We start from the raw sequence: 26466 nt of genomic DNA on the forward strand, positions 1-26466 counted from the left end.
AAAGCCCGCCCAGTGCGGGCTTTGTCGCATCTGGAGCCTCATCTTTCATTCACCCGCAATGAAAGTCCCCCCCACTCAATGCCCATGCCGATGATGAATATCCGGAAAATGCCGATGACTATGCCGGATCGGCACATGCTCATGCGGATGACTATGCGGCTCTACCCCGTCCCACTCAAAATCATGCTGATGCTGGTGATGTTCATCATGCGTATGGCGATGGCGGTGTTCGAGGGGTTCATGTTGATGCTCGTGAGCATGATTCTCCGTGAGGTGAATCCACACGCCGATGGCCATCAGTGCCGCGGCGATCAGGAACATCAGCGAGGTTGACTCGCCCAGTATCAGTATCGAGATTCCTGCGCCCAGAAATGGCGCGGTGGAAAAGTACGCTCCGGTGCGAGCGCTTCCAAGACCACGAAGGGCGAGGACGAACGCCACCAGGCTGACACCGTAGCCGAGAAAACCGACCAGCATGATCGGCGCAATTGTGATCGCGCTGGGTAACTGCGTGCCTATCGCCAATGCCAGACAGCAATTGACCAGACCCGCCGCCAGACCTTTGCTGCCGGCGATAAACACAGCGTCGGAGGCTGAGACTTTGCGGGTCAGGTTGTTATCGATGGCCCAACAGAGGCAGGCGAATGCCACCGCCAGCGGTCCGATCCAGTCTTCCGCCGACACCGTCCGTTGCGGCCACGAGAGAACGACGCCGCCGGCAACGATTGCGAGCATGCCGATCACCATTCGTCGATCAGCATTTTCCCGGAACACCACCCACGCCAATACCGCCGTGAGCACCGATTCCAGGTTGAGCATCAACGACGCAGTTGAACCCGAAGTCCTGGTCAAACCGAACATCAGTGCAACCGGCGCAAGCACGCCTCCGAAGCAAATCGCACCAACCAGCCATGGCCACTCTCCGGCTGCAAGTCCGGGGGAGCGCCAGCCTCGATCACGAACAACGCGCACGATGCTCAGGCCCAGGCCGCTGCCCAGATAAAGCAATCCGGCCAACAGAATGGGAGACGTCTGCATGCCCAACAGTTTGGCGAGCGGCGTGCTGGCGCCAAACAACGCCGCCGCAATCAGCGCGTAGACCACGCTCAAATTCATCATGGGATTCGCCCTGTCAGGCTGATGGGAACAGATGAGCATCATCACCTGACCCGAGTGAGAATTATGTGAACAGTTTATTCGTGCCGGAATAACTGATTTGGGCAGTAAGTCTCCCCGCCGAAGGATGCAAACTTATACTCAACGCCACGGTTACGCGTATGCGCCATCAATACTCAGGAGGAGAAACATGAAAATCCACATCGCCGCCGCTCTGGCCCTACTGGTTTCCCTGCCCGCCATCGCAGCCGACGCGCCCGCCCCACGGGTTCAGCAAGTCACCTACAAAAGCTCCGTCGGCAGTGTGCAGTTCAAACAGTCAATCAAGGGCTACCAAACCGACGAATACAAACTGAACGCCAAGGCCGGGCAGATTTTGACCGTCGACTTCAAACCGTCCAGCACGTCCGCGTACTTCAATGTCATCGCCAAGGGCTCGGATGAGGCGCTGTTCAACGGCTCGATCAAGGGTAATCACTTTGCTGGTCCGTTACCGGCCGATGGCGAATACACGGTACAGGTTTACCTGATGCGCAACGCCGCACGGCGGGATGCAGTGGCCAAATACACGGTGACCTTGATCCTTGCCGACGACAAAACGAACAGCAACAAAGCGCCCTGAAGACATCTGCTCAGCGATAACCCGACAGCCATTTCGGGTTATCGCGCAACACTGCCCGCCCGCCAATTCCCAGCAAAATCCCCGACACAATCGCTGCCAGCGGTACCACGCCGATCCAGGTCATCGTTGGAAACACCAGCAGGATCTGCGAGTCATTGCCGCCCAACATCATCGAGGCGCCAATCCCCATCAATACGCCCGCCAATAGATGACGCCCCACTGCTGACTTTTCCAGCCGCTGATAGCGAAAAGTCTGGCGGTGCAAGGTGTAAACCAGCATGCCCAGCATCAGCATGCCGAACACGGCCAAGCGCTGCACGGTCAGCGCACTTTCATCCATCGCCCAAAACAGGCGCGAGACGTCATAGAAAAACACGCTCGGCGTCCACAGTGGTTCGAAGGTGTAGAGGGCGCTGGTCAGCGCGCCAAGCAGCATGCTTGAAACCACCACGCGCCGGTCGCCGTGGATGCGGATCAAGAACAGCAGCACCAGCAGCACGATGCTGATGGTCAGCCAATACTGGTGGCTGGAAATCGTCGGCATTTGCAGGATTTTGTGCTCGGCGAGCATGTTCAGCTGATGCCAGAGGACGATGCCCAGCACCCAACCGATCACCGTGAACGCTTTAGCGAAATGACCGCTGGCCAGTTTGGTCAGAGTGCCGACGCTGCACCCGTCATTCAGCACCGAAGCAAGACCGAACAACAGGCCGCCAGCGACCAGCGAGCCATAACCGACTTCAGGAATGAACAGCGGCTGACTAAAGCCGAACGCGCCATACAACGGCCCCAGCAGCAGGCCGAACAAGCCGCAGGAAATCAGCGCGACAAACAACGTCGGCCGGCGCCGCAACAGTTGCCCGGTGGCATTCACCAGACACATGCCCATGCGCTGGGACACCCAGCCGATGAGGAAGGCCAGCAGCAACGAGATCAGCAGTGAAAGCACGAGCCTCCCTGTTTCCGGGTCGCGGGATCGGACGAACGCTGAAGTAGAGATTAGTCGTTATGCAGCCCGCCGGATAAACCGCGAAACCCCTTCTACACTCACAGCGCAATCGCCCTCCAACGCCGACAAAAAGAGCGCTCATGACCACCCTCAAAGACCGTATGCAACAAGGCAAGGATGCCCGCAAGGACTGCTCGCGAAGCGCTCAGGCAACCACCGGCAAGATGAACCGTGACCCGATCCCGTTGATCAAGGCATCGAGTCAGGGCCGCGTCGCATCGCTGGTCGAACTGCGTTACGGGCGCATGCTGGTCTCGCCGTTTACTTTTTTTCGCGGCAATGCGTTGTTGCAGGCCCACGATCTGTCGAGCACGCCGGACATGGGGCTGACCGGGCCGATCTGTGGGGACGCGCACTTGATGAACTTCGGCGGGTTTGCCACGCCGGAGCGCAATCTGCTGTTCAGCGTCAATGATTTCGACGAAGCCCATCCCGGACCGTGGGAGTGGGATCTAAAACGGCTGGCGGCAAGTTTTGTGGTAGCGGCGAGGGATCTGCGCCACGGCGATTCAGTCGAGGAAGATGTCTGCCGGCAGATGGTCAGCGCTTATCAAGCGACCATGCTCGAGTGCGCCGAACAAGGTGCGCTGGAAACCTGGTACGAATCCATTCGCTACGAAGATTTGCTCGATCAGGCGCGCAAGAGTGCGCTGGAACATGTGCAACGCGCCATCGACAAAGCCGAGCGGCGCACCCACGCCGAACTGCTCCCAAAGATCAGCGAGCGCGATGCCAAGGGGCATCTGATTATTCGCGATGACCTGCCGGAGATTTTCCATCTGCACAAAAATACGACGCTGCTGGACGCCGACGATGACTGGTTGCGGCTCTCGGATTGGCGCCCGCTGTATGACACGTTCATGCGTGATTATCGGGGCACGCTTCAGGCTGACCGACGCGAGTTGCTATCGCGTTTTAACGTGCATGACATGGCGTTCAAAGTGGTCGGCGTCGGCAGTGTCGGCACCCGCTGTCTGGTGGCGCTGCTGACTGACGATCAGGAATGCCCACTGTTTCTGCAATTCAAGGAAGCGCGGCGCTCGGTGCTGGCCGACTACGTCAAGGCCAGATGCCGGGTGCGTCACGAAGGGCAACGGGTGGTCGAAGGGCAGCGATTGATGCAGTCGGCCAGTGATCTGTTCCTCGGCTGGACCACCGGCCCCAACGGTCGGCATTTTTATGTGCGGCAATTACGCGACATGAAGATTTCCGCCGAACTGGAAAACTTCGACGCCGAAACCTTCGCCGCCTACGCCCGGGTTTGCGGTCGGGCACTGGCCCGCGCCCATGCCAAGGCCTCCGGTAACGCAGCACAGATCAGCGGTTACATCGGCAAGGGCGATGCACTGGCGGATGCGCTGGTCAAATACTCGCGAAACTATACCGAGCAGAACGAACGCGACTTCGAGCGCTTTCAGGAAGCTTGCCGCAAGGGCCGACTGCGGGCGCGCTCAGAGGCTGATTTCGCGGCGGATCACATGCCCTGAGTCAGCTCAAAATGCCGGAGGCAGGATAAATCCAGCCCCGGCAACCCGCCTCTACCACGATAGCGCTTTGGCAATTTGTTCCGCTTCGAGCCTTGATCGACCACTGTCCGTGACAGGTGCGCGCAGCATCGATCGTTGCTCTTTGCGATCGACGATCCAGAAGACCATCTTCGTCGGTGTCTTGTGCGTGATGCCACTGAACAGGTCCTCACTGGAGACCTGTTGTTCGTCCGGCAGCGGCGTCACATCGAACTCCCATTGGTGTCCGCTTGGCTGAGCGCCGCCACTGGCATCCGACTTGGGTGAAAACCCTGTCTTGCGTACACCGGCGGCTTGCAGGCTCAGGGTTTTCGACATGAAGTCCCGCAGCAACAATTCCAGTTCCTGGTCAGACGACTGCGACATGCCCAAGATGAGACCCAGTTGTGCCCCGGTCTGCAGGTTTTCATAAAAGAAACGACCTTGGGATTCCATGCGCACACGGTAATCGCCGACCCGCAGAGGTAAGTGCACGCCTTTGATGCGGTTGACCAAGGTATTTCCGTCGTTCGGTACGGCCCAGCCTAACGTCGCACCAGTTTCCATCCACGCGATGAGTTTGCGGCTCAGTGCGACAGCCTCCTGGTTTCGCCCCTGGCGATAAGCAATGTCCGCTGCGTAGTCGAACGCATTGTGGCGGAGGATTTCATCGGCATAGGCGCTCTCCCAGGCAGGCATGGCCACGTCCAGCGAGTGGCGTGCAGCGTCGAGGTTTCCCTGGCGGTATTGCGCCAGGCCAATGTAGGTCTGCAGCCGTGCGATTTCTGGCGCAAAGTACGCATCGGGCAGCGCCTGCTGCGCCAGATGAGCCGCCTTGTTCATGCCACCGGGAATCGCTGCAGTTGACTCGATATCGCGAACTTGCTCGGCCATCGGCCGCTGGCGAAACAACGGTGGTGCGCTGTTCCATTTCAGCGCGGCAAACAACTGGTGCATTTGCTCCGCGGCCAGAGCCTCGTCTCCCGGAGCAAACGTTACATCGATGTCCATGCGCCAATCGCCACGTTGCATCAGCCAGTGAACATTGATGCACTCCTTACCCTCACACACCGATGGCTCTCCGCGCTTGAAAGATGTCAGGCCATCAAGGGCGAGATCAGGCATCGCCAATTCAAGTGGGGTTGCCTGGTGTCGCTGCTGGTAGGACTTGAGCGATTCCTGGCGCTGTGCGGCACTTACCCTGCGTTGGGCTTCGTCATAAGACAAGGCGATCTCGGCACTTAAACGCCCGCCCTTCAACTCCTGCGTATAAAGGACATAGGTGTTGTCATCGCGTCTTGCCGCTGGCTCGAACTTCGTCACTTTCCACTGCCCGAGCATCAGCGGCATCGAAAAATCAGCCAGGGTGTAGCGCAAGCGCGGCTCCTGCGGCGACAAACTCCATAAACCGGCATCGGGGCTGGCAACGGCGAACAGTTTTTCCTGCAGACGGGTGACCTGTGTTTTTTCACCCGCCTGCATGCTCGCTTCGATAGCCCGGCCAAGCATGCTGATAATTCGCGAATCGCGTCGGTTCGAGCGCCCGTCGGCGGCAGCTTGCCGGTCCCAGTACGCAATCTGCTCCTGCGCGGCTTGGCGGGCTTCGTCGTATCGGGCCTGCTTGTGCAGCAATTCAACCAACAAGGTTCCAGCATCAAGGTCGGTGAAGTCGAGGACGCCACCGCTGCTGCGTCCGGTCTCCATGGCCGCTCTAGCTGCAACCGTGGCCTGCGCCAACAAGCCTTCGCGGTTCAAGCGTTGTGCGTCGCGCCACAGCGCCGCCGCGTTAGGGGCCGGCATTGTCGGGACCTGAGCCTCGGCCTGCGCGCAGCAGACGACCGCAGCCAGGATCATGGGAACAATGCGATGCAACATGTGCTTCTACTCCTTGTAGATAAATCATCCGGTTTTGCGACGCGGGCTCTGAATCAGAGAAGGCTTGCCGATTGGCTTGCCTGAACAGTCCGTCATGCATTTAGTTGCCTATGATGACTGCCGAGGCTCCTCAGCGTGAAGCGCTGTTTACGCCGACTGCGTTTTGCACGCCTTGTAAGCGGGATGAATTGCGCGACAAACCAGATGAATTTTTCTTCACCGCTCCCTTGTAATCAAACCTGTACAGTCCACTCGCTCATTCAAGAAACTACGGTTCGCCCGCTCTCCTGCGGGCTTTTTTTTGCCTGGCGTTTGGCGGCGAAGCGATACACGTATGTGTCTTGCACACCATGGCATTGCGATTGTCGAGCCCGAGGGTGAACCCTGATCAAGGCAAAGCCCGCCGCTTCGGCCAGGCGCTGGCTGCGTAGATTGGCCGACGAAGTGGTCAGGTAAAACGTCGAGTCAGGCCAATACCTCACCAACAACGCAAGAGCAGCGCACATATAGCCTTTGCCCGAATGTTCAGTGTTGACCCAGTAACCAACAACAAAACGGCCATGTTGACGCGGTTTCAAGCCGATACAGCCAATGATGGATTGCCCGTCAGCACTGACGATGAACCATCGGCGCTCACCGGTTTCATCGCAGAACTGATCACGAGCACGCAGCAAGGATTCAAGCGCCTGCTCCTCGGTGGTGTGTGGTCGGGCCCAGTGCAAAAACTCCGAATGCTGCGGATAACTGACATTCAGCGCTCGCTGGAACGCCTCGCACAACGCCGGGTCCGGGGACCTCAACGTCAGCGACTCCGGGCCGACCGTAAACGCGAATTCCATTGCACGCTCCCTGAAAATTGCTCGAAACCTCTTTTATGTAAAAAGGCATACCCCATTCTTGCATGTGCAACTGGCCGCCAGATTTATAGGGCTGCTCATTCACAACCCGTTTGTATTTTCTGCCGCATCGGGCAATTCTGCCCTTTGGCCTCACTCACTGGAGCACCCGATGCCGCTGCTTTCCCTGCGCTGCCAACGCCTGACCCTCGCGGTACTTGCCCCGGAACAGGCGCACCTGGAAAGCGCTTTTTACCAGCGCAACCAGCGTCATCTCGCGCCGTGGTCGCCGATCCGCACCACCGATTATTTCTCCACCGAGCAAATCAGCCGACGCCTCGAAGTGCAGGCCAGCGCTTTCGAAGTCGGGCTCGCGGTGCATTTCGCGCTACTGACGCACGATGGTGAGCAGATGATTGGCGCCTGTAATTTCAGCGGGATCATTCGCGGGGCGTTTCAGGCGTGTTATCTGGGTTATCACATCGATGCAGACCATCAGGGTCAGGGTTTGATGCAAGAGGCGCTGGAAACGGCGATCAGCTATATGTTCGACAGCCAGAACCTGCACCGGATCATGGCCAACTACATTCCCGGCAACGAGCGCAGCGCCCGGCTATTGGAGCGTCTGGGCTTTGAGCAGGAAGGCTACGCCAAGGCGTATCTGAACATTGCCGGACGCTGGCAGGATCATGTGCTGACCTCACGGGTCAATCAGCAATTCGAAGCGCCGGATCAGCGCTAGTCGCGACGACTTGGATGAGTTTCACAATTTGTTAAGCAATGGCGAAGTATTCTCCTGATTCTCACCCTATCCGGTTGCCTGAAACTCATGCCTCGTGCCGCCACTTCACTATTCTTGCTTGCCGCCCTGCTGTTTTTTTTCGCACTGGGTAACCATCAACTGCAAGGCTCCACTGAAGCCCGGGTCGCCGGGATCGCAATGGAAATGCATCTGGACGATGACTGGGTGACACCGCGTCTGTTCGGCGCCCCGTTCCTGGAAAAACCACCCCTGAGCCTGTGGCTGGACGCCGGCGCCATGCGCGTGTTCGGTGTTTCGCCGTGGGCGGTGCGGCTGGCGTCGGCGGTGGCCGGGTTGCTCAGCGTGATGTTGCTGTACGGCATGCTGCGCCGCTTCGAGCGGCCGAAAATGATCGCGTGGACGGCGGGCATTCTGCTGGCGACCATGGCCAGTTACTGGAGCAACGTGCGCGGGGTCGGAGAGGATGCGCTGCTGGCGCTCGGTGTGACCATGGCACTGTTGGCGTTCTTTCAGGCGCAACGCTCGTCGACGATGGGGAATTCGTTGCTGTTTGTCGCCGGCATTGCGATTGCCACGTTGAGCAAGGGCGTGCTCGGTCTGGCGATGCCGGGGGTGGTGATTTTTGCCTACTTGCTGGCGGACAACCTGATGGACAAGCGCCTGAAAATCGGCGACTGGCTGCGCCCGGGACTGCTGACGCTGGCCGGCCTGATACCGCTGCTGATCTGGCTGGCGGTGCTCTATCAGCGAGGCGGCGCGCAAGCCGTTGGCGAAGTGCTGCTGACCAACAGCGTCGGGCGCTTCAGTGGCTCGTTCGTCGAGGCCGGTCACTACGAACCGTTCTATTACTACCTCGCCAAATTACCGGAAGCGTTCCTGCCGTGGAATATTCTGGTGTACCTGGGGTTGTGGCACTTCCGAAAGGAGTTGAAAGCCAACCGTTATCTGCTGTTTTTCAGCCTGTGGATCGTTGCGCAATTCATCATGCTGACCCTGGCGTCGAGCAAGCGCACGGTGTACCTGATGTCGATGACCCCGGCCGCTGCGGTGATCGCGGCTGAGTACGCGGGCGTGTTGTGGGAGAGATTGAAACAGCGTGAAAGCACGCAACGCCTGGTTGGCCGGATTGCCCGCCACCGTCAGCCCCTGACCATCGGCGTACTGACGCTGGTCATCGGCAGCTATCTGGCTGCCGCGCAATGGGCGTTGCCGCGCGCCGACAAAGAACTGTCCTTCCTGCCACTGACCGAACACATCCAGACCCTGCAAGCCAGCGGTCATCAGGTTGCGCTGTTTCAGGCCAACGAACGGTTGGGCGGCGCCAGCGTGTTTTATACGCAGAGTGTGCTTAACGGACTGGATACCGATGCGCAACTTAAGGACTTTCTTGCGGCCTCCACTTCCCATGTGGCGGTAATGGCCGGAGACAGCGACCCTGTCGCGCCGTTCAAGGTGCTCAAGTCGCTGATGGTCGGGCGCCAGGCGTACTACTTCGTCAGCTACTGAAACCACCATCGGAGCAACACGTCTTTCGTGGCGAGGGGATTTATCCCCGATGGGCTGCGCAGCAGCCCCTCTTTTGGGCCGCTACGCAGCCATCGGGGATAAATCCCCTCACCACAATCAGATTGAAGTCTGTGGTTCTGCGGCGTACTCAGCCTTCTGCGATTTTTGCAGCACCGGCTTATCCAGCCGCGCCCGCCCATAAAACGCCAGCGCCGTCAGCAAACACGCGAGCCAGACAAACACCCCGGCCCAGAACGTGTGCGACATGTAATGCCAGCCTTGCAGAACCCGCGTGGTGCCATAAACGAAACCGAGCAACAACGAGCCCCACAACAAGGCGCTGGAGAAACGCCATTGATAACGGCGTGCGACAAAGTACAGCGCCATCATGGTAAAGCCGCCCGACGCATGCCCACCCGGCCAGCAACGGCCAGCACCGGCTTCATGGAACAACTGGAAGTTGCTGTACCACTCGATGTGGGCCATCTGGCCGCCGTAAAGCGTGGTTTCGATCGGGCAGTAAACGCTGGTGTGCGACTTGAGAAAATGAATCACCCCGGTACAAACCGCGAAGGCAACCACCACAAACAGAAAGTCCCGACGATGATCGGCGGTAAATCGCAGTAACGGCGCGACTTTGCTACGTTCCAGAAAGCCTGCCAGACGCGGACGTTTCTGTGGATTGACCAGCGGCCAGACCACCGACAGCATCGCCCCGATCAGCGCAATTTCCGCTGTCCAGTTCGGAATGATCCGCGCCCACTTGTGGGTAAGTTTCTCGAAGAAGTGAATCTTGTCGAGCGGAAAGCTGTGGGTCAGCGGATCGAACAACAGGTTGCTGAAGGCGACATCGATGTTGGTCATGTCGAACAGGCAGAACACCAGCGCCGCGCAAACCAGCGGGATGCCGAAGTTGATTGCATAAAAACGTGAAGTCATCGGGTGGTCACCGTGCGCCAGTCGGAAGCTTCAATGAAGCCGAGCATCTGTGGGGCCGCCGGGCTGGCAGCGGAAACGAACAGTGACGCGCCGTAGCCGAGGTTCGACGCCGGCACCTTGAGGTCTTTCTCCAGTTGCGCCATGCATTCGCTGTGGGTCACCAGAATCAGGTTACGCCCGGGCACTTTGTGCGCGAGAGCATCCTGCAACATGCGGCCCTTGCAATTGATCAACCAGTCTTCGCCGGTGGCAGCCTTGTTGAACATGTAGCCGGCGGTCTGCACGGTGCGCAGTACCGGGCTGTTGTAGATGTCGGCCTTGTCCAGGCCCAGGTGTTCAAACTGCGCGCCGACGCTGACTGCAACTCTGCGCGAACGGTCGGTAATGCCGTCGTCGCCGCTCAGGCACGGCGCCTTCGAGTGATCGCAACGCTCGACGTGGCGCACAAGAACGATCATCTCGCCCTTGGCCCACCCCGTCGCCAAGGCCTTGGCCCCGGACGCATTACCGTGGGCCAGATCAGGCACTGCGGAGGGCGCGAGCAGCCACAGGGTCAACGGAATGACCAGCACCGACGCCGCCAATACCACCCAGGTATTGCGAAAGCGCGCCAGCCCGCTCAGATCAATCGAGCGTTTTACGCCGAACAGACTCAGTCTCAATTCCACAAAAAGGCACCTCACCGGCATGCGTCACTTATCACGATGCGGCGAGGGTAAAGATCTGCCCGTGGGCAGCCAGTGAAACTCTTGTGAAAAAAACCTTGGGATTTCCTTGTTACAAATTCCACAGGACAAAATCCTTTCAGCTCTCGCGTTTGCGGCCGATACAGACCTGCTAACACCCTTGCTGGCTCAAAAAAACAACAATCTTCCAGCCTAACTGACGATCAAGAAACCAACGTTTCTGGAGGAATTGTTATGAATAGCTGGTTCGGCAACATCAGCGTGAACCTCAAACTGGGCCTGGGCTTCGGCCTGGTTCTGGCACTGACCTGCGTCCTCGCCCTGACTGGCTGGACCAGCCTCGGCGGCCTGATTGACCGCAGCAACTGGATGAGCGATATCACCCAGCTCAACTCCGGCCTGACCAAACTGCGCGTGGTGCGCCTGCAATACATGCTGACCAACGGCGACGAAACCGCCGCGCAGAATGTGCAGACCACCCTTGAAGGTTTCGCCGCCCAGCAACAAGCGCTGATCAGCAAATTCAAGAGCCCGGAAAACGTCAAACTGCTCAAGGAGCAGGCGGCGACCATCGCCGAGTACCAGACGTCCCTGAACAAAATGCGCAATGCCTACCGCACCGGTAACAGCGCCCGCGACACCATGAGCGTCAACGCCGAGAGCGCCTACAACCTGATCGAGTCGATCAGCAACCGCGTCCAGCAGATGGCCATGAGCGAACAGCGTTTCGAACAGTTCCAGGCGATCACCACCGCCAAGGAAGCGTTCATCCTGGCGCGCTACGAAGTGCGCGGCTACACCGCCACCACCAACGCCGAGACCGAGCAGAAAGCCGTCGGCCAACTCGACGTGGCCATCGCCAGCCTCAAGCAACTCAGCGTGCACTTTGCCGACAGCCAGCAAGACACCCTGCGTCAACTGGAGACCGCACTGGTCAACTATCGCAGCGCGTTGATGGCCTATAAAAACGCCAACACTGACGCCGTGCAGGCGCGTAAGGAAATGACCGATCAGGGCACCACCATCGTGGCCCTGAGCGAGCAGCTGTACCAGATTCAACTCGACCGCCGTGACATCGAAAGCGCTCAGGCGCGGACCTTCCAGTTGATCAGCACCCTGCTGGCACTGCTGGTCGGCGTGATTGCTGCGGTGATCATCACCCGTCAGATCACCCGCCCGTTGCAAGAAACCCTGGCCGTGGTCGAGCGCATCGCCAGCGGCGACCTGACGCAAGATGTCAAAGTCACCCGCCGCGACGAAATCGGCGTGCTGCAACAAGGCATCGCACGTATGGGCGTGACCCTGCGCGACCTGATCAGCGGCATCCGCGACGGCGTCACACAGATCGCCAGCGCCGCCGAAGAGCTGTCAGCCGTTACCGAGCAGACCAGTGCCGGCGTCAACAGCCAGAAAATCGAAACCGATCAGGTTGCCACTGCGATGCACGAAATGACTGCCACCGTGCAGGAAGTCGCGCGCAACGCCGAAGAAGCCTCGCAAGCCGCAGCCGCCGCTGACGGCCAGGCCCGCGAAGGCGACAAAGTGGTCAACGAAGCCATCGCGCAGATCGAGCGTCTGGCCAGCGAAGTGGCGCGTTCCACCGAAGCCATGAGCGTGCTGCAACAGGAAAGCGACAAGATCGGCAGCGTGATGGACGTGATCAAAGCCGTCGCCGAACAGACCAACCTGCTGGCACTCAACGCGGCGATTGAAGCGGCGCGTGCCGGTGAAGCCGGTCGTGGTTTCGCCGTGGTTGCCGACGAAGTGCGCGGCCTGGCTCAGCGCACGCAGAAATCCACCGAGGAAATCGAAGGTCTGGTCGCCGGTCTGCAGAACGGCACTCAACAGGTTTCGGCGGTAATGAACAACAGCCGCGCCCTGACCGACAGCAGCGTAGCGCTGACCCGCAAGGCCGGTTCGTCTCTGGAAAACATCACCCGCACGGTGTCGAACATTCAGTCGATGAACCAGCAGATCGCCGCTGCCGCCGAACAGCAAAGCGCCGTGGCCGAAGAGATCAGCCGCAGCATCATCAACGTACGCGACGTCTCGGAACAGACCGCCGCCGCCAGCGACGAAACCGCCAAGTCCAGCATTGAACTGGCACGTTTGGGCGGCCAGTTGCAGACGCTGGTCAGCCACTTCCGCGTCTGACTTTCGCTCAGCGCTGAAGCGACAAAACAGATCGCGAGCAGGCTCACTCCTACAGTGTTTTTGGTTGTTCACAGAATATGTGTTCAACCCGCTGCCCTTGTAGGAGTGAGCCTGCTCGCGATTGCGTAAGGTCAGTCACCTCGATATCCACTGAATTCCAACAGAGATCGTGATTCGCCTCTCAGCGGGTTCCGCGTTGGCGCAAGGCTGACGGCATGAAATACGCGTCTTCCGGCACTGCCTGGGCGAAGTCGACGGTTTCCGACTCTTCGTTGTCGAGGTTCTGCACGTAGTAACGGCGGGCCTGCAAGTCGTGGAAGACGTCCAGCGCGCTCCAGGTGGTCGGCAGGTCGTAGAAGTTTTTCAGGTAGGCCATCGACACCCGCCACAACTCCCCTCGCCCGTCGTATTGATCGACCAGTGCGGCACCCCAGCTGTCCTCGTCGAGAAACAGCACGCGTTTCGAATAGATATGCCGAGCGCCCGGTTTCAGCGTGCCTTCGACCACCCAGACTCGGTGCAGCTCATAACGGGTGTATTGCGGGTTGAGGTGGCCCGGTGTGAGCAATTGCGCGTACTTCACGTCGGGGCTGCCGACTTTGTAGCTGTTGTACGGAATGTAGACCTCTTGCTTGCCCTTGAGCTTCCAGTCGTAGCGGTCCGGCGAGCCGTTGAACAGGTCGGTGTCGTCGGCTGTGCGCAGACCATCTGATGAGGCAATCGGCGTGTCATAGGCAAGGTTCGGCGCACGACGAACGCGGCGTTGGCCGGCGTCGTAGACCCAGGCCTGACGCGCATCCTTGAGCTGATCCAGCGTCTCGTGAATCAACGCCGCACCACCGGCCAACCGCGCCGGGCTCTTCACGAATGCGAGGTAATAAAACAGGATGTTTTTCAGATCGGCAAACTGCCCGCCCGGACGGTAGTAATTGAAGAGTGCTTCCTGCTGCGAAGTCACCAGCGCGAAGCTGCCGTTGCGCTGTACCGGCGCTTCGGAGGCACGGCGGACCACGTAGATGCCTCGATAGCGGGTGATGTGATTCCACAGCACTTCGATCCCGTCCTTGGGCACCGGAAACGGCACGCCGCCGTAGGCATCGGAGAAACCGCTACCACCCTCCAGCAGCTTGGCCGAGGTCGCGTTCTTGAAGGTGTTGTCATACAGCCACTGCGGCGCCGAGCCTGAACGGCGAGTGGTGTAGATCGGCATCTGGAAAGTGTCAGGGTAACTGTTGAACAGCGCGATCTGGCCCGGACTGAGGTGGGCCTTGTACTGGTCAAGGTTGACTTTGGTGATGGTGAACAGCGGCTTGTCTGCCGCGTAGGGATCGGGGTGATGCTGACCCGGTTTGTAGCCGGCCGGTGCCTGGGTGATGCCGCCCGCCCAGGCGGGAATCGTCCCGGCGGCGTTGCCGGCCCTCTCGGCGCCGAATGGCGTCAGGGTGGTTTTCAGTTGCTCGGCTTGCTGAGGGCTGATCGCGGCAAGTGCGCTGCCTGCAGCCAAGCCAAGAACCAGCGCCAACGAAGTCTTGGTCAGTCTTGAAATGTGAAACATGTTCTTCTCCAAAATACAGGACCCTGTGGGAGCTGGCTTGCCAGCGATAGCGGTGGATCAACCAACATGGATGTCGAAAGTGCTGCCGTCATCGCGGGCAAGCCCGCTCCCACAGGGGGGATGATTGGAACTCACAAGAAATACTTGAGGTTGAAGCCAACGTTGTCGCGGTCACGCAGGCCGTTGTCCTGTCCGCCGCCATAGAACTCGGTGTATTGCAGCTCGGCTTCGAGCTTGTTCTGGTAGTTGGCCTTGATCCCCAGCGTGTAAGCCTTGCGGCCCTCGATCGTATTGCCTGCCTGATAGCTGTTGCCCTTGAAGTCATCCTTGTAGACGACGTAGGGCGAGACGTTGACCCCGGCGTACACATCGTTCCAGGTGCCGTTGAACATCACCGTGTAGCTGTAAGAATCACGGTTGACCTGATCGTCGCGATCGCCGCCGGACACATACGAATAGTTACCGGTGCCGGCGTAGTAACGTTTGCTGCCGTCGTAAGCGGTGTATTGCAGACTGCTGCCGCGCAAATGCTCGGAGGCCAGTTCGAACACGCCGAACATCGAGTCGAACGACAGAGTCGGGCCGAAGTTGTAGATGCTCCCCAGCGAGGTGTTGAAGGCTTCGACGCGCTCGGCGTTATTGATCTCGCTGTTCAGCGTGACCATCTGCCCGCCGACGTTGATCGCCTTGCCGGTCACCGCCGCAGCGGCACCGTTGGCCAGGTCACCGATCAAGTCGTTGGTGGCCGCAACGCCGATGGGCAGGTTCGGCCGATAGGCGATCTCGCCGAACACAGAGGCCTCGCCCAGCGTGGTGTTGAAGCTGAAACCGTACATGCGGATGTCTTCGGCGTAGCGTCGATGCGCCTGGATATTGCCCATGACATCGGCGGTGGCCAGACCGTTAGCGAGTGCCCCGGCCTGACTACCGGCGACCGGGGTAAGCATGTTGGTCAGGGCGTTCATGTCGATGCCCTTGTAACCGCCAAGATCGGCGGCGATGGTCGGTTCCTTGGCGTGGTAATTGACCATGTACAAGCCGAACTCGGTGCTGTTGAGTTGTTCGGCGATGTAGCGAAAAGCGAAGCCGAACTGGCCGTCGTTGCGCGCGTTGTAATCCTTGCCGATGGACGCGACCTTGAGGGTGTTGCCGTAGGCCGGTGTCACGCCGTTGGCGTACAGGCCAGTGCTTTTCAGCGCCGGACCGAGCGTCGGGTTATTACCCAGTGCGCTGTACAGACCGATGACGTTGCCAAAACCCGGCACTGGCGTGTCGAGGGCGGTGCCGCTGAAATTGTTGTAACCGGTGTTGCCGCCGTCGGCGAACAGGTCTGTCTGCGAATAGAACGTACCGACCGGATCGATGCGGGTTTCTTTCCAGTTGGTCTGATAAAAACTTTCCATGGTCAGGCTGTCGGTCAGGCCGACGTTGAAGCTCAGCGCCTCCACCGGCACCAGCACTTCCTTGACCTCGGCACCGGGCAAGCGGTACTTGGCCGCGTCCACCGGGTTGGTGGTGTTGATCCCGCCACGATAGAAAATCCCCTCGCCCCAGTTGAACACCTGACGCCCGACACGCGCAGTGACCGGCATCTGCGCAACGTCCCAACTGCCGTGGACGTAGGCGTCGAGCATCTCGATCCGGCTGCCGGCGATATCGCGAGTCTGACTGGTGAAACGGTCGTCGTTCGGGTAGCTCTGGCTCGGTTGCGACGGACTGTTGTTGCGGTAGTAATCGTTGCGTTTGTCCATCAACTGCGTGTCGTAAAACGCCGTGCCGCGCACGAACAATCCGTAGTTCTGATAGTTGGCCTCAAGCTCCGAGGTGATCTTGTACACCTCGGAAACCAGCCCGGTGTCGAAGTTGCGATTACCGTCGTTGGTGTTGACGTCATCGTTGTTCTTGTCCCGGCCCTGCACCCGCCATAAACGCCCGTAGGACAGGGTCGTGTCGATCGAACCGGTGACCTGTTTGTCCAGCACGCTGAACTCCACGGCATGCGCACCATCGATCGAGCACAGTTGCAGCAGCCCTGCCAGGCCGACGCCGGGGAGCGCCGCGCCGGTCAGGCGAAATCGGGTGTTGATCATCTGTGTTCTCCTTCCCTGTTCTTATTGTTTTTGGTGTTGCTGCGATGGCTATGGGGCCAATCCCGTGCTGACATAAATCCGGCTGTGCGCGCCGAAATGGCCGAGCAATTTGAACAGTTGCTCGTTGAGTGCCGGATGGTTGAAATCTTCGCGTTGCAGCTGATTGCCACTACTGAAATCACTGGTGACCGGTGCGGTTTCCAGCCACTGACCGATGGCTTCATCGAACGCGCCGGAGTCTTCGACGGACTCGGCGCTCACCACTTCGCGCAGGTAATCCACGGAGTACGGCGGATAAGCTTGGTCCTGGGCTGAATCGGTGTAGGCGTCGAGCATCGGATGTGCCTGACCGGCACGCAGCACACGGCGCAGCCAGGTGGACTGATACTTCTCGACCTCCATGTGCCGGGTGGCGACCCGCTCGATGGAGGCCTTTTTGTCAGCATCGAAACCGGCCAGCGCCTTGCCTTCCAGCAACAGCAGGCTGGCCAGTTCGACACCGGGCAATGGCTTGGCGTGATACGGCTGAGTCAGGTCCTGTACGTGATGCAGACCCCAGCCAAGAAAGCGATAACCCCAGTAACGATGACCCGTGGCGAACGCCAGTCGCGCCAGCCCCATGTACTGATAGGCGCGCCAGTCCGGCCAACTGCGCTCGAGAAATCCGGCAGCCGCATACACCACCGGGCTTTCATGGAAGAAGCCCATGTGAAACGGCGCCTGCGAGCTGTACTGAAACCGCGCATCGCCGAACGGCTGCGGGCCGAAGCCATACAGAGCGCCAACTGCGCCGGGGTTGTCGCTGAACAGGTTGATGTCATGACCGTAATCCGGCTCGTCGGCAGCGGTGGCCAACACTGCCAGCGCAGTGACTTTTTCGTGGTCGTCGAGACGAATGAAACGCTGACGATTCCATGGTGAGAGGGTTTGCTCGACCATCACCTGCTCGGCCTTGAGATGCTCTCGTTCCGGCACGTCTTTGCCAGGCATCGGCTGAATGACCATCGCCAGATGGATCTGCGGATTGATCCGCAACGCAGTGAGAAAGTCGTGGCGCAGATTGTCCCCCGGTACGTCTGGCAGACGCAGATTGTCGGGACGCTGCGGGTATTGAACGAAGTGCTCGCGGGCGAAGCGTTCCTGCTCTTCAAGCAGCGCGGCGACGGCTGAATATTGCTCGGAAAGAAATTGTTCCAGCGGCTCGACTTCGACCTGCGGCGCATCGCGCAACGCTGGCAGATCCTGCAACGCCAGGTAGCTGCCGACCGTATGGTTTGACCAGCCCCAGGCAGTCGAGGTCGTCGCACAAAGCAGCAACAGGAGAAATGTCAGCTTCATTGTTTTTAGTTCTTATTGGATGTGCTGTGGGGGTTGAGCCTAACAACCGTCCCCGGTGCTGACACTGTCCAATCTCACCAGAAAAGTTCTCCGATAGCGCCACATCGCATGAACCATGCGATCCCTGTAGGAGCTGCCGAAGGCTGCGATCTTTTGACTTTGATTTAAAAAAACAAGATCAAAAGATCGCAGCCTTCGGCAGCTCCTACAGGGGATTTGTGGTGATTTTTTCAGGCGGGATAGCCGGTGATTTTGCGGATGCTTTGGTACAACGGTTTGAGCTGCCGGTACATGCGTAGATAGACCTCTTTGTACAGGCGCTGATAGACCTGCTGCGCCTCGGGTTGCGGCATGAACACCGCCCCCACCCGCGTCATCGCCGCAATCGCGGTGGGAAAATCCGCGTGCAGCCCCAGCCCCACCGCACAGCAAATCGCCGCGCCCAGACCGGACGCTTCATACACATGCGGACGCTCGGCCGGCAGACCGAAAATATCCGCCGTCAGCTGCATCGCCGCATCACTCTGCGAGCCACCGCCAGCGACTCGCAGGCGCTTGATCGAGACCTTCGAGCGCTGCTCGATTTTCTCCATACCCTGGCGCAAGGCATACGCCAGCCCTTCCAGAATCGCCCGGTAAATATGCGCGCGGGTGTGCACATCGCCGAAGCCGATCATCGCGCCTTTGGCTTCCACGCCCGGCTCGCGAATCCCCGGCGACCAATACGGTTGCAAAGTCAGCCCCATCGAGCCCGGCGGCACAGCGTTGACCAATTCATCGAAGAGTTGTTCGGGCTCGATGCCCTGCTCTTTTGCCTGCTGTATCTCGCGCAAACCGAACTCGTTCTTGAACCAGCTGACCATCCAGTAGCCGCGATAAATCATCACCTCGCAGTTGTACTGATCCGGCACTGCCGACGGGTACGGCGGAATCAACGGGACGATTTCCCGATAGCGCGAGCGGGTGCTGGTGATCGTCGCCGTGGTGCCGTACGACAGACACACCGTGCTCGCATCGACCACGCCGGAACCGATCACTTCACAAGCTTTGTCGGCACCCGCAGCAATCAGCGGCAGTCCTTCGGGAATCCCGGTGTGACGGCTGGCTTGGGCGGTGATGTAGCCGAGAGTTTCCCCGGGTTTGTGCAGGCTCGGCAATTGCTCGGGACGTACCGCCAGCGCCTGCCATTTCCAGTCACTCGGCGCGGCCCATTTCAGGCGTTTGAAGTCGAATGGCAAGTAACCGACGCAACAGCCCACGGAATCGACAAAACGCCCGCACAAACGATGGGTGAGAAACCCCGAGAGCAGCAGAAACTTGTCGGTCGCCGCCCACACTTGCGGCTGATGGCGAGCGATCCAGTTGGCCTCCGCTTGAGCGCGAAAATAATCCACAGTGGCTTGCGCGCCCACCAGTTTGAACAACCAGCCCCACGGCCCCTTGATGCCGCCCTCGACTTCACTCTGCCGCTGATCGAGCCACAGAATCGCCGGGCGCAGCGGCTTGCCTTCGGCATCGACGTTGATCACCGTGCCGCGCTGAGTTGTCAGCGACACCCCGGCAATCTGCGAACGATCAATCCCGGTTTGCTCCCACACCTGCTGACAAGCCTCACCGAGTTTCGCCCAGTAATATTCCGGGTCCTGCTCGGCCCAGCCGGGTTGGGTCGAGTAATACGCCTGCAACTCGACCTTGCCTTTGCCCAGCAGATTGCCCTGCAAATCGAAAAGCAATGCGCGCACGCTCTGGGTGCCATTGTCGATCGCCAACAGGTAACGCTTGTTCGGGTGGTTATCCATGGAGCTCTCTTCAAGGGGCGTCAAGGCGTGACATCCGGCAAACCATGATGGCGTTGCCACAGGGCCTGATAACGTTGCAGCTCTTGCTGCCAGAACTCATCGCTCCAGCCGAGACGTGGCTGACAGAGCTGGCGAATGGCGGCGAAAGAGTCCTCGCCGCCACGGGGCAATAACAGACCGAGCCGGGTACGGCGCAACAGCAAATCATCCAGATGCAGGACCATTTCCGCCTCACAGGCGAAGGCCAGTTCCGCCCACAACGTGTCGGTGCTGCCGACCGTTTCGTGACCCACCCCGGCGAGCAGCTGCGCCAGTTTCGGCAGGTCGCGGCCATGCCTTCCGGCCAGACGTCGCCACTGGCCGGTGCTGAGTCCAGGGATCGCCAGCGGCGGCACCACGGCAAACACGGGCGCGGCGTCATCGACGAAGGGCCGGCCGATCATGCTCGCGCAGGCCTTGAGCACTTCGATGGCTTGCGGGCGAAACGTGGTGAGTTTGCCGCCGGCCAACGTCACGCAACCGGGCTCCTGCCACAGCACATGCTCGCGGGTTTCATTCGACGGTTTGCCTTGATGTTCGCCCGAGCTACCGACCACCGGACGTACGCCGGACCAGGTCGAGAGCACGTCGCTCGCGGTCACTTCGGCGCCGGGGAATTGTTGAGTGCAGGCCGCCAACAGATAGTCGAGTTCATCTGCGCTGATGCTCGCACTCTGATCCAGATCGCCGTGATGATCGAGGTCAGTGGTACCGACCACCGTCGCACCTTCCCAAGGAAAAACGAACACCGGTCGATGGTCGCGCTCGTGCAGAAAAGTGAAGGCCTGCGCCACCGGCAAACGCCAGCCCGGCAGCAATAAATGACTACCACGCAATGGACGTAATTGGCGTGGAGCTTCGGACGGCCGCAGGCGTTCAGCCCACGCACCGGTCGCCACGGCCAGCACACTGCAACGCAATTGCAGGGAGACACCGGCCTCGCAGTCTTCGATCTGTACGCCGCAGACGCACCCCTCTTCACGCAGCAAATGCTCGACGCGCACACCGTTGAGCACCACCGCGCCATCGGCCCGAGCCTCGCTCAACACGCGCATCACCAAACGCGCATCATCGGTCAGCGCATCGACAAAACAGGTGCCACCGAGCAAGTCGTTTTCCTTCACCCCCGGCGCCAGATAACGCAGTTGCTGTGCGTCATGAAAACGATGGCTACGCCGCCCGGCCAACGCGTCATACACCGACAACAAACCGCCGAGCACTCGCGGCCCGGGAAAGCCGCCACGGTAGTGCGGCATCATGAAACTCATCGGCTCGACCAGCCCCGGCGCCTCGTCGAGCAGACGCTGACGTTCGCGCACCGAATCACGGGTCAGCCGCCACTGGCCCTTGGCGATGTAACGCAAACCGCCATGGACCATTTTCGAAGATCGACTTGAAGTGCCCCAGGCGAAATCCCGTTGTTCCAGCAACAGACAGCGCCAGCCCCGGCGCGCTGCTTCACGCAGAATTCCGGCACCGCTGATGCCGCCACCGATGACGATCAGATCCCAGGTTTCATCCGCCAGCGTTGGCAGCGTTTTCTGACGCCACGCGGCGTTCCAGTCGAGGCTCATGGCCGTCACTCCGGCAACAATGTGCCGGGGTTCAAACGCCCGGCCGGATCGAAGTGCCGGCTCAGCGCCTGCAAAGTGCCCAGCGCCAGCGCTCCTTTCTCACGCAGCAGGTACGGCGCGTGATCCTTGCCGACGCCATGCTGGTGGCTGATGGTGCCGTGGTTGTCGACGATGGTCTGACTGGCCGCGTGTTTCAACGCCTTCCAGCGTGCCAGTGTGGCGGGATAATCGGCTGCCGGGCGAAACACGTAAGTGGTGTAGATGCTTGAGCCTTCGCCGTAGACATGGGACAGATGCGTGAACACATGCACTCGTTCGCCCTCCGCCGCCAAGGCATCGCGCAGGCTGTTTTCGATGAGGCTGAGCAGGTTGTCGACGTTGCTCCAGTCGGTGGCGGTTTCGAGGGTGTCGACCACGTAACCGGCGTTCCACAGGTTCTCGCGCAGGTAGGGAAAACGGAAGCGGTTCTGCGCCCACTTCTTGCCGAGCAAGGTGCCGGTGAACACGCCGCCGAATGCTTTCAGATGCTGTCGGGCCTGACTCAGCGACAGCGCGTTTTGCCGACGATTACCGGTCACGCCGAAGGTCAGCAGGCATTTGCCCTCGCCTGCCCCGCGCAGGTTCAGGTACTTTTCCAGCCAGGCGATTTGTTGCGGATGCCCGGCCAGCGCCAGTTGGGTTTCGGTTTCCACCGCGTTGGACAGACGCAGCATCGACAGCGGCACCCGCGCCTGGGCCAATTGGCGAATGGCTTGCAACGCCTTGGTCCAGTTCGGCAGGAAAACGCCGTAGAAACGCTCATCGGCAGGCAATGCGCTGACCCGCACCTTGACCTCGGAAATGATCCCGAAGCGGCCCTCGCAACCGAGCACCACTTCGCGCAGATCGGGGCCGGCAGCCGAGGCCGGGAAAGTGGCGATTTCCATCGGCCCGGCAAAAGTTTCCAGCGTCCCGCCGGCGAACAATTGCTCGATACGTCCATAGCGCAGCGACTGCTGGCCACTGGAGCGACTGGCGACCCAACCGCCCAGCGTCGACAGCTCCCACGACTGCGGGAAATGCCCCAGCGTATAACCGCGAGCACGTAACTGACTTTCCACCTGCGGCCCGCTGGCACCGGGGCCGAAGGTGGCCAGCAGGCTCTGCTCGTCGAGATCGATCAGGCGGTTCATTCGCGCCAGAGAAACCGTGACTACCGGCCGCGCAGAACTCGGCGGGTTGATATGCCCCGCCACCGATGTTCCGCCGCCATAAGGAATCAGGCACAAGTCCTGCTCCTGAGCGAGCGCCAGCAATTGGCGTATCTGCTCGGCAGTCTCGGGAAATGCCACGGCATCGGGATAGTTACCCAGCGAGCCTTCACGCAACGCCAGCCAGTCCGGCAAGCTCTGGCCTCGCGCATGCAGCAACCGGTCATGGGCATCGACGCTGTACAAGGTGTGCGCCTGCAACCGCGACGCCGGAACCTGGGCCAACGCGGCTTCCAGCGTGGCGTCGGGCAACGCTCTGCCAGCGCCGAGTCGCTCATTGAGAAACTGCGCGCCCTGCGCCGGCAGTTCGACCACCGTGCTTGCATCTCCCCAGCCGTTCCAGCGTCGCATGCGTGTTTCCTTTTCTGCAGTCTGATCAGTGATATTTCAGGCCCCCATACTAGTCAGCCGCCGCAAAGTGTCACGGTCGCATCCGGCCAGATCGAGTAGCCAATTGAGTCAAACGTCGTGCAAGCGTCAGCCATTTACTTTAGTCGTGGTTTCAAATTACCTTTCAGGGCATTCATCCGCTCATGCAGGCCTTGATCAAGGGATTACGATCATGCAATCGCTCGGCTTCACTTCAGTTCCGCCACTGCTCAAGTACGTGCGTCATGCCGAGCAACTGGGCATGGCCATCGAGCCTGCGCTGGCGGCGGCCGGGTTGCAGGCGCAGCAGTTGAGCGACAACAACCTGCGCCTGCCGGGCGAAGTCCATGAACGTTTGCTCGATTATTTCTGCGAACACTCGGGCGATCCGCTGTTCGGTCTGAACGCCGCGAATTTCGTCCTGCCCAATTCCTGGAGCGTGCTGGGTTACATCACCATGAATTGCGCGACCCTGGGCGATGCCATGAGCCGCATCATGCCGTTCGAAAAACTGGTGGGCGACATGGGCGTCAGCCGCACCGAGGTAACGGGCAGCGACCTGCACCTGATCTGGACCTGCCGTTATCAGCGCCCACGTATTCGTCGGCATCTGGTGGAAAACGTGCTCGGTTCCTGGGTGCAATATGCACGCTGGATCGCCGATACGCAGCTTTCGCCCGCCGCCGTCTGGCTCGAACATGCACAACCGGCGGACACCACGCAGGATCAATACGAGCAGTTCTTCGCCTGCCCGGTGCTGTTCGATCAGCCTTATTCAGCGTTGATTGTGCCGCTGCCGTATTTGCAGTTGCCGTTGCGTCAGGCCGATGCGCACTTGCTGCGCACGCTGGAGGAGCACGCGCAGGGTTTGATGGCCACGCTGGAAGATGCGTCGCTGGAGCAGCGGGTGAAAAGCATTTTGCGTCAGTTGCTCAAGGAAGGGCTGCCGCGCAAGGAGCAGGTGGCCGAGCATCTGGCGGTGTCGGTGCGCACGCTGCAACGGCAGTTGCATCAGGCGGGGACGTCGTATCAGCAGATTCTTGATGATTTGCGCCAGGAGTTGGCCGAGCATTATTTGCTCAACAGCAACTTGCCGATTCAGGTCATTGCGCAGTATCTGGGGTTTACCGAGCCGCGGTCGTTTCATCGCACGTTCAAGAGCCGGCGCGGGATGCCGCCGGGGGAGTTTCGGCAGACTCATAGAGGTTGACTGCACGGGCCTCTTCGCTGGCAAGCCAGCTCCCACATGATCCGAGTCGTACACAAAACTTGTGATTTACACAGAACCCTGTGGGAGCTCCCACATGATCCGAGTCGTACACAAAATTTGTGATTTACACAGAACCCTGTGGGAGCTGGCTTGCCAGCGAAGGCGTCAGTAGCTGCACCGAATACTTTCTTACGGATCAGAGGCTGATCGCGTTGGTAAACACCAACCGATTACCAAACGGGTCGGCAATGGTCATGTCCTGACTTCCCCACGGCATCGCTTGAATGCCCGGATGCGAGAACTTGTAATCCTTGGCAACCAACTGCTGCTGAAACGCCTCCAGCTCATCGGTCTCGATGCGCAGTGCCGAGCCCGGTGTGGCATCGCCATGATGTTCGGACAGATGCAGCACGCACTCGCCCCGCGACACTTGCAGGTACAGCGGGAAATTCGCCTCGAAGCGGTGCTGCCAGTCGATTTTGAAGCCCAGAAAATCGACGTAGAACTCTACAGCTTTGGCCTCATCGAAAATCCGCAGGATCGGGGTGGTTTTACCGAAGCTCATGGGGTGCTCCCTGACTGATTGGCCCAAGAGTGTAGCTGGGCTTGATGTCAGCAATTCGGCTTGTTGGCAGGATTCTTTAATCTCACAATGCCACTATCCACGAAAGATCAAAAGATCGCAGCCTTCGGCAGCTCCTACAGGTACACACCCATGTAGGAGCTCACGAGTGAAACGAGGCAGCGATCTTTTGATCCTGCCGTTACACACTCAGCAAAAGCCGTCGCGCAAATCGCCTTGCCGCGCCAGAAACCGTCCTGCCCGCTGTCCATTCGCTTGCCCGTCGCGATAGCTCAACACGCCATTGATCCACACCCCGTCAATCCCCTGCGCCGCCCGCTGCGGATCGTTGAAATCCGCGACATCACGCACGGTCAGCGGATCGAACAACACCAGATCCGCCCAATGACCTTCACGAATCTCGCCCCGCTCCTTCAGCCCGAATCGCGCCGCCGACAGACCGGTCATCTTGTGCACGGCGGTGTGCAACGGAAACAACCCGACGTCACGACTGAAATGCCCCAGCACTCGTGGGAACGCGCCCCACAGACGCGGATGCGGGAACGGATCTTCCGGCAGCCCGTCAGACCCGACCATCGACAACGGATGCGCGAGGATGCGTCTGACATCGCTCTCGTCCATGCCGTAATACACCGCGCCCGCCGGTTGCAGTTTTTTCGCCGCATCGAGCAGCGGTAGATGCCATTCGGCGGCGATGTCGATCAGGTCACGCCCACCCATTTCCGGGTGCGGGGTCGACCAGGTAATGGTGATGCGATGCGCGTCGGTAACCTGCTTCAAATCCAGCGTCGAAGAGCTGGCCGCATACGGATAGCAGTCGCAACCCACCGGATGAGTTTTCGCCGCTTCTTCCAGTGACGCGAGCAATTGCGGACTGCGCCCCCAGTTGCCCGCACCGGCACATTTGAGGTGGGAAATGATCACCGGGGATTTAGCATGTCGGCCAATCTGGAAAGCCTCGTCCATCGCCTCCAGCACCGGTTCGAATTCACTGCGCAAATGCGTGGCATACACCGCGCCGAAGGCCGAAAGTTCTTCGGTCAATTGCATCACTTCATCGGTCGATGCACTGAGCGCACTGGCGTAGGCCAGCCCTGTGGATAAACCCAATGCACCCGCCTCAAGACTTTCACGCAACTGCTCGCGCATGGCAGCGATTTCGTCAGGCGCTGCGGTGCGGAACAAATCGTCGAGGTGATTGCTGCGCAGCGCCGTGTGACCGACCAGCGCCGCGACGTTCAACGCGGTATTGGCCGCTTCGACTGCTGCGCGGTAGTCGCTGAAGCGTGGATAGACGAACGCGGCCGCCGTGCCGAGCAGGTTCATCGGGTCCGGTGGATTGCCTTTCAAACTCACCGGAGACGCACTGATCCCACAGTTGCCGACAATCACCGTGGTAACGCCCTGACTGAGTTTGGGCAGCATCTCGGGCTGGCGGATCACCACCGTGTCGTCGTGGGTGTGCACGTCGATGAAACCCGGCGCCAGCACCCTGCCAGCGGCGTCAATTTCTTCGCTGGCGCGGGCATCGTGCAGGTCGCCGATGCGCTCGATGCGGCCATCGCGGATCGCCACGTCAGCGGTGTAACCGGGGCTGTTACTGCCGTTGATAACGAGGGCGTTGCGAATCAGAGTGTCGTACAACATG

Annotated in this window: 20 protein-coding genes and 1 pseudogene; 7 read left to right on the forward strand and 14 right to left on the reverse strand. The window is 59.8% G+C overall.

Annotated elements, in window-relative coordinates; translation table 11 throughout:
* Nucleotides 1–75: 75 nt before the first annotated feature.
* A complete protein-coding gene (locus ACIOZM_RS19380) occupies nt 76–1116 on the reverse strand; it encodes a DMT family transporter (protein ID WP_401216438.1) in 1041 nt (346 codons plus the stop codon).
* Nucleotides 1117–1306: 190 nt separating this feature from the next.
* Between ACIOZM_RS19380 and ACIOZM_RS19385 the strand changes: the two genes are divergently transcribed.
* Complete coding sequence (locus tag ACIOZM_RS19385; RefSeq protein ID WP_401216406.1) at nt 1307–1738, forward strand: hypothetical protein; 432 nt, start codon at nt 1307–1309, stop codon at nt 1736–1738.
* A gap of 10 nt (nt 1739–1748) precedes the next feature.
* On the opposite strand, the gene ACIOZM_RS19390 is transcribed toward ACIOZM_RS19385, so the two are convergent.
* Nucleotides 1749–2687 carry a YeeE/YedE thiosulfate transporter family protein gene (locus tag ACIOZM_RS19390; RefSeq protein WP_401216407.1) on the reverse strand — a complete coding sequence of 313 codons (939 nt, stop codon included), beginning with the start codon at nt 2685–2687 and terminating at the stop codon, nt 1749–1751.
* Between the two features lie 140 nt (nt 2688–2827).
* Between ACIOZM_RS19390 and ACIOZM_RS19395 the strand changes: the two genes are divergently transcribed.
* Nucleotides 2828–4234 (forward strand): DUF2252 domain-containing protein, encoded by a 1407-nt coding sequence (locus tag ACIOZM_RS19395; protein ID WP_401216408.1) that lies wholly within the window; start codon nt 2828–2830, stop codon nt 4232–4234.
* Nucleotides 4235–4285: 51 nt separating this feature from the next.
* On the opposite strand, the gene ACIOZM_RS19400 is transcribed toward ACIOZM_RS19395, so the two are convergent.
* Both ACIOZM_RS19400 and ACIOZM_RS19405 read right to left on the reverse strand, forming a co-directional pair.
* Nucleotides 4286–6127, reverse strand: coding sequence for a hypothetical protein (locus tag ACIOZM_RS19400; RefSeq protein ID WP_401216409.1), 1842 nt, complete (start codon nt 6125–6127; stop codon nt 4286–4288).
* A gap of 260 nt (nt 6128–6387) precedes the next feature.
* Nucleotides 6388–6966, reverse strand: a complete 579-nt coding sequence (locus ACIOZM_RS19405; protein ID WP_401216410.1) for a GNAT family N-acetyltransferase — start codon at nt 6964–6966, stop codon at nt 6388–6390.
* A gap of 169 nt (nt 6967–7135) precedes the next feature.
* Between ACIOZM_RS19405 and rimJ the strand changes: the two genes are divergently transcribed.
* Nucleotides 7136–7705, forward strand: a complete 570-nt coding sequence (rimJ, locus tag ACIOZM_RS19410) for a ribosomal protein S5-alanine N-acetyltransferase (protein WP_401216411.1) — start codon at nt 7136–7138, stop codon at nt 7703–7705.
* Between the two features lie 87 nt (nt 7706–7792).
* A complete protein-coding gene (locus ACIOZM_RS19415; protein ID WP_401216412.1) occupies nt 7793–9232 on the forward strand; it encodes an ArnT family glycosyltransferase in 1440 nt (479 codons plus the stop codon).
* A 117-nt stretch (nt 9233–9349) separates the two neighbouring features.
* Here the strand turns inward: ACIOZM_RS19415 and ACIOZM_RS19420 are convergent, their stop codons facing one another.
* Nucleotides 9350–10171, reverse strand: coding sequence for a phosphatase PAP2 family protein (locus ACIOZM_RS19420; protein WP_401216413.1), 822 nt, complete (start codon nt 10169–10171; stop codon nt 9350–9352).
* Nucleotides 10168–10839, reverse strand: coding sequence for a histidine phosphatase family protein (locus tag ACIOZM_RS19425; RefSeq protein WP_401216414.1), 672 nt, complete (start codon nt 10837–10839; stop codon nt 10168–10170). Before ACIOZM_RS19425 ends, ACIOZM_RS19420 begins: the two co-directional genes overlap by 4 nt.
* A 387-nt stretch (nt 10840–11226) precedes the next feature.
* On the opposite strand from ACIOZM_RS19425, the pseudogene ACIOZM_RS19430 reads away from it, so the two are divergent.
* Nucleotides 11227–12105: pseudogene (locus ACIOZM_RS19430) on the forward strand (methyl-accepting chemotaxis protein); the annotation flags it as partial.
* A gap of 201 nt (nt 12106–12306) precedes the next feature.
* Nucleotides 12307–13011 carry a methyl-accepting chemotaxis protein gene (locus ACIOZM_RS19435; RefSeq protein WP_401216439.1) on the forward strand — a complete coding sequence of 235 codons (705 nt, stop codon included), beginning with the start codon at nt 12307–12309 and terminating at the stop codon, nt 13009–13011.
* A gap of 181 nt (nt 13012–13192) precedes the next feature.
* Here ACIOZM_RS19435 and ACIOZM_RS19440 read toward each other — a convergent pair whose 3' ends face one another.
* From ACIOZM_RS19440 to ACIOZM_RS19465, 6 genes are all read right to left on the reverse strand, one after another.
* The gene (locus tag ACIOZM_RS19440; protein WP_401216415.1) at nt 13193–14566 is read right to left on the reverse strand and encodes a DUF1329 domain-containing protein; all 1374 of its coding nucleotides are present in this window, start codon (nt 14564–14566) and stop codon (nt 13193–13195) included.
* A gap of 131 nt (nt 14567–14697) precedes the next feature.
* On the reverse strand, nt 14698–16656 hold the full coding sequence (locus tag ACIOZM_RS19445) for a DUF1302 domain-containing protein (RefSeq protein WP_401216416.1): 1959 nt from the start codon (nt 16654–16656) through the stop codon (nt 14698–14700).
* 48 nt (nt 16657–16704) lie between these two features.
* On the reverse strand, nt 16705–17994 hold the full coding sequence (locus ACIOZM_RS19450) for a phospholipase (protein WP_401216417.1): 1290 nt from the start codon (nt 17992–17994) through the stop codon (nt 16705–16707).
* 230 nt (nt 17995–18224) lie between these two features.
* On the reverse strand, nt 18225–19793 hold the full coding sequence (locus ACIOZM_RS19455; RefSeq protein ID WP_401216418.1) for an FGGY-family carbohydrate kinase: 1569 nt from the start codon (nt 19791–19793) through the stop codon (nt 18225–18227).
* A 20-nt stretch (nt 19794–19813) separates the two neighbouring features.
* Complete coding sequence (locus ACIOZM_RS19460) at nt 19814–21406, reverse strand: glycerol-3-phosphate dehydrogenase/oxidase (RefSeq protein ID WP_401216419.1); 1593 nt, start codon at nt 21404–21406, stop codon at nt 19814–19816.
* Nucleotides 21407–21411: 5 nt separating this feature from the next.
* Nucleotides 21412–23007 carry an FAD-binding oxidoreductase gene (locus ACIOZM_RS19465; protein WP_401216420.1) on the reverse strand — a complete coding sequence of 532 codons (1596 nt, stop codon included), beginning with the start codon at nt 23005–23007 and terminating at the stop codon, nt 21412–21414.
* Nucleotides 23008–23218: 211 nt separating this feature from the next.
* Here ACIOZM_RS19465 and ACIOZM_RS19470 point away from each other — a divergent pair, with 211 nt between their 5' ends.
* Nucleotides 23219–24235, forward strand: a complete 1017-nt coding sequence (locus ACIOZM_RS19470) for an AraC family transcriptional regulator ligand-binding domain-containing protein (RefSeq protein ID WP_401216421.1) — start codon at nt 23219–23221, stop codon at nt 24233–24235.
* 196 nt (nt 24236–24431) lie between these two features.
* On the opposite strand, the gene ACIOZM_RS19475 is transcribed toward ACIOZM_RS19470, so the two are convergent.
* Nucleotides 24432–24800 (reverse strand): glyoxalase superfamily protein, encoded by a 369-nt coding sequence (locus tag ACIOZM_RS19475; RefSeq protein ID WP_401216422.1) that lies wholly within the window; start codon nt 24798–24800, stop codon nt 24432–24434.
* Between the two features lie 207 nt (nt 24801–25007).
* Nucleotides 25008–26465: an amidohydrolase family protein gene (locus ACIOZM_RS19480; protein WP_401216423.1), complete on the reverse strand. Its 1458-nt coding sequence runs from the start codon at nt 26463–26465 to the stop codon at nt 25008–25010.
* Nucleotide 26466: the final 1 nt, after the last annotated feature.

Source organism: Pseudomonas sp. NPDC087346, assembly GCF_044744235.1.
GTDB lineage: Bacteria > Pseudomonadota > Gammaproteobacteria > Pseudomonadales > Pseudomonadaceae > Aquipseudomonas.

Coding starts and splice junctions, on each gene's coding strand:
- ACIOZM_RS19380 (WP_401216438.1), bottom strand. CDS start 1,116: ATGAATTTGAGCGTGGTCTACGCGCTGATTGCGGCGGCGTTGTTTGGC.
- ACIOZM_RS19385 (WP_401216406.1), top strand. CDS start 1,307: ATGAAAATCCACATCGCCGCCGCTCTGGCCCTACTGGTTTCCCTGCCC.
- ACIOZM_RS19395 (WP_401216408.1), top strand. CDS start 2,828: ATGACCACCCTCAAAGACCGTATGCAACAAGGCAAGGATGCCCGCAAG.
- ACIOZM_RS19400 (WP_401216409.1), bottom strand. CDS start 6,127: ATGTTGCATCGCATTGTTCCCATGATCCTGGCTGCGGTCGTCTGCTGC.
- ACIOZM_RS19405 (WP_401216410.1), bottom strand. CDS start 6,966: ATGGAATTCGCGTTTACGGTCGGCCCGGAGTCGCTGACGTTGAGGTCC.
- rimJ (WP_401216411.1), top strand. CDS start 7,136: ATGCCGCTGCTTTCCCTGCGCTGCCAACGCCTGACCCTCGCGGTACTT.
- ACIOZM_RS19415 (WP_401216412.1), top strand. CDS start 7,793: ATGCCTCGTGCCGCCACTTCACTATTCTTGCTTGCCGCCCTGCTGTTT.
- ACIOZM_RS19420 (WP_401216413.1), bottom strand. CDS start 10,171: ATGACTTCACGTTTTTATGCAATCAACTTCGGCATCCCGCTGGTTTGC.
- ACIOZM_RS19435 (WP_401216439.1), top strand. CDS start 12,307: ATGACTGCCACCGTGCAGGAAGTCGCGCGCAACGCCGAAGAAGCCTCG.
- ACIOZM_RS19440 (WP_401216415.1), bottom strand. CDS start 14,566: ATGTTTCACATTTCAAGACTGACCAAGACTTCGTTGGCGCTGGTTCTT.
- ACIOZM_RS19445 (WP_401216416.1), bottom strand. CDS start 16,656: ATGATCAACACCCGATTTCGCCTGACCGGCGCGGCGCTCCCCGGCGTC.
- ACIOZM_RS19450 (WP_401216417.1), bottom strand. CDS start 17,994: ATGAAGCTGACATTTCTCCTGTTGCTGCTTTGTGCGACGACCTCGACT.
- ACIOZM_RS19455 (WP_401216418.1), bottom strand. CDS start 19,793: ATGGATAACCACCCGAACAAGCGTTACCTGTTGGCGATCGACAATGGC.
- ACIOZM_RS19460 (WP_401216419.1), bottom strand. CDS start 21,406: ATGAGCCTCGACTGGAACGCCGCGTGGCGTCAGAAAACGCTGCCAACG.
- ACIOZM_RS19465 (WP_401216420.1), bottom strand. CDS start 23,007: ATGCGACGCTGGAACGGCTGGGGAGATGCAAGCACGGTGGTCGAACTG.
- ACIOZM_RS19470 (WP_401216421.1), top strand. CDS start 23,219: ATGCAATCGCTCGGCTTCACTTCAGTTCCGCCACTGCTCAAGTACGTG.
- ACIOZM_RS19475 (WP_401216422.1), bottom strand. CDS start 24,800: ATGAGCTTCGGTAAAACCACCCCGATCCTGCGGATTTTCGATGAGGCC.
- ACIOZM_RS19480 (WP_401216423.1), bottom strand. CDS start 26,465: ATGTTGTACGACACTCTGATTCGCAACGCCCTCGTTATCAACGGCAGT.